This is a genomic window from Kitasatospora nipponensis, from assembly GCF_039528135.1.
In the GTDB taxonomy this organism is placed as follows: domain Bacteria; phylum Actinomycetota; class Actinomycetes; order Streptomycetales; family Streptomycetaceae; genus Kitasatospora; species Kitasatospora nipponensis.
On the sequence record NZ_BAAALF010000377.1, the window covers coordinates 1 to 2786 of the forward strand.

At 76.1% G+C, this 2786-nt stretch carries 2 protein-coding genes and 1 pseudogene; 1 reads left to right on the forward strand and 2 read right to left on the reverse strand.

The features are described 5' to 3' along the window. Window positions 1-945: pseudogene (locus tag ABD323_RS40315) on the reverse strand (hypothetical protein); the annotation flags it as partial. Between the two features lie 363 nt (window positions 946-1308). On the opposite strand from ABD323_RS40315, the gene ABD323_RS40320 reads away from it, so the two are divergent. Continuing rightward, entirely contained in the window at window positions 1309-1878 is a 570-nt protein-coding gene (locus ABD323_RS40320) for a hypothetical protein (protein WP_344447089.1), read from the forward strand. Here ABD323_RS40320 and ABD323_RS40325 read toward each other — a convergent pair. Next, on the reverse strand, window positions 1866-2786 hold a 921-nt coding region (locus tag ABD323_RS40325; protein ID WP_344447090.1), incomplete at its 5' end, for a TolB family protein. The genes ABD323_RS40320 and ABD323_RS40325 overlap by 13 nt on opposite strands.

Sequence of the window (2786 nt, forward strand, 5' to 3'; positions counted from 1 at the left end):
CGAGCGGTGGCCGGCGCCGGCCGGCTCGGTGCCGGTCAGCAGCCCGACGGCGCCGGCGGTTTCCAGGACCAGCCGCACCACCGGTTCCGGGCAGTCGGCGGCCTTGCCGATCCGGCTGAGCTCGCGCGGGCCCACGCCGCCGCTCTTGAGCAGCACCGGCCCCCGCAGCGCGCACTCGGCCAGCACCGCGGCCGCCTGGGTGCAGAAGGCCGTCGCCGCGGCCGCCGCCTCGCGCTCCACCTCCGCGGCGCCGACCGCGACCAGTTCCGGCTCCGGTGGCAGTGGATCGAAGGCCGCGTGCCAGCCGGGGCCGCGCAGGGCCAGCGTCACCTCGGCGGGCATCCGGGCCGCGCCGTAGCCGTGGTGGGGGCGGATCAGCAGTCCGCGCTCCCGGGCCCACTTGCCGGCCCGGCCCGCCTCGGTGGTCACCGAGCCGCTCAGCGCGGGGGCGGGAGCGCCCTCGCGCGCGCACTGGTGCAGCAACCGCGCCGCGCCGGGCGGGGACTGCGCGACCAGCGCGGTGAGCCAGTCGGCCGAGCCGAACCGTTTCACCAGGGCGGCCAGCCGCTCCTGCTTGGTGACCAGCGTGCGCAGTCCCAGGGCGGCCAGCAGGGAGCGGAGTTCCTCGGAGGTGGCCTCCGCCAGCAGGACCGCCAGCGGTGGCTCCAGGCCCAGCGCGGTGGGCCAGATCTGCCGCAGCGGCGCGGCCGCGTGCAGCCGGTCGGCGGGGTCCGGCCAGACCAGCGCGTGCGCGGCCAGGGTCTGCAGGGTGCTGTCCAGCGCCTGTGCCCGCTCGCCCTCCAAGGCGCCCAGCAGGGCGGCGAGTTCGTCGTGTTCGGCGCTGCCGCCGAGGCCGACCAGGGCCTCCGCCACCTGGAGGCAGGGGCGGGGCAGCCGGCGCAGCACCGCCAGCACCGAGGCCGGGCGGTCGAGCCGCTCGGCCACGTCGGCCGGCGAGCGCGGCGGCGGATCGGCGCTCGCGTCCGGTCGGGCCCGCAGGACGCGGTACAGCCGCTCCTCGTCGAGCCCGCACAGCCACTGGGTCAGCGGCGAGCGCGGTGTGTGTGCTGACTCGGCGATGACGGCTCACCTCGCTCGGGTGCGGACGGCCACAGTCCTCGTCAGCTGCCCGGCGGCCGGAAGACTCCGAGCTGCTACCGGCAGGTGACGCTACGTCAGTGTAGGGGTGGCCGCCGCCGGCCCGGGCGGGTTCGCGCAGATCGGTGGAGGGGACCGCGGGGGCACCGCGGGGTGGGCAGCGTGGTCGGCGCCTGGTAGGCATGAGGGGTGCGATTCGACTCCGTCCCCATGCCGCCGTCCGTCGACTCCCGGCCGCGTGACGCGCGCGGCTACCCCGTCCCGGCCATCACGCCGTGGGAGGAGGGCGGGCAGCCGCAGTTCGCGCTGACCGACTACGCGCGCAGCGCGCAGTGCGCGAACGGGCGGCTCTGCTCGGTCTGCGGCACGCTGATGGCCCGCGGGCCGGTCTGGCGGGTGGTGGGCGCCACCGAGAGCGAGGCGATCGCCGGGGCGCTGGCGGCCGGGCAGCCCTACCGCAACCTGGCCCCGACCCTGGAGGGGCCGGGGCACCGGTCCTGCATGCTGTACGCCTCGATGGTCTGCCCCTACCTGGCCCGCTCCACCGCGCGGCGCGGGCTGTCGGGCAGCGGGGACGACGAGCTCACCGGCCACCTGCGGCGCGGCGAGCGGCGCGGGGAGTCGGGCGCGGTGGTGGGGTTCGGCGACTACGAGTTCGCGGTGACCGGGAGCCGGGTGCTGTTCCGCTTCCTCGACGTGGTCGAGTACCTGCCGCACGACGACGCCGCCGAGCAGTTGGACGAACTCGTGGCCGAGTTGGGCCGCTCTCAGCCCCGGTAGGCCGGCAGGCCGGCGACCGTGGAGACCTGGGTCGGGGCGGCGGAACCGTCCACCGGCAGGGTGGAGATCCCGTTCGGGGTGCGGAAGGCGATGGTCCTTCCGTCCGGGGACCAGGTCGGCTCGGTGCAGTCGGTGGTCGCGTTCGGCGTCAGGTCCTTGGGGTTGGTCCGGTTGCTGAAGTCCAGCTCGAAGAGGTGGTCGTGGCCGCCGGAGGAGCGCACGAAGACCACGTGCTCGCCGTCGGGGGCGAGCGCCGGCTGGGAGCCCGCGGTGATCGCGGCGCCCTGCTGGCGGGTGTACTCGTCGCGGATGTAGACCTTCCCGTCCCCGGTGTTGGCGTACAGGGTCTCCCCGTACTTGCCGTTGGCGGTGGGCCACACGTTGCCGGTCTGCGGCAGCGGGGCGCCCTCCTCGCCGTACAGGGTCACCTGGGTCGGCGTGCCGTTCTCGGCGGCCGCAGGCACACTCTCCAGGCGCGTGGTGCCGCCCTGGGAGACGGCGAAGAAGAGCTGGTTCTTGGCGGGCACCTGGCTGTCGTTGTCGCCGGCGAGGTACTGCCAGGCGGGGTGCGACCAGGTCTGCCCGCCCGGGTTGCGGGCGGCGGTCCGCTTGCCGCTGCCGTCGGGGTTGGCGACCACCAGGTTGCCGGAGCCGTCGATGAAGACCGCCTTGCTGCCGTCCGGGGACCAGGTGAGGTCCCGCACCACGGTGCCGAAGTCGACCGCCTTGCCGTTCATCTGGACCAGCTGCGTGCCGTTGCTGATGGTGAGCGGGCCGGTGGCGGTGGGCGGCGCGGCCGGGGCGCGGGTGGGGCTCGGCGCGGCGGCCTGGGTCGGGGCGGCGCTCGGCTTCGCACTGGCCGAGTGGCTCGGCGCCGGGGCGCCGGGCGCCGCGGAGGCGGGCGCGCT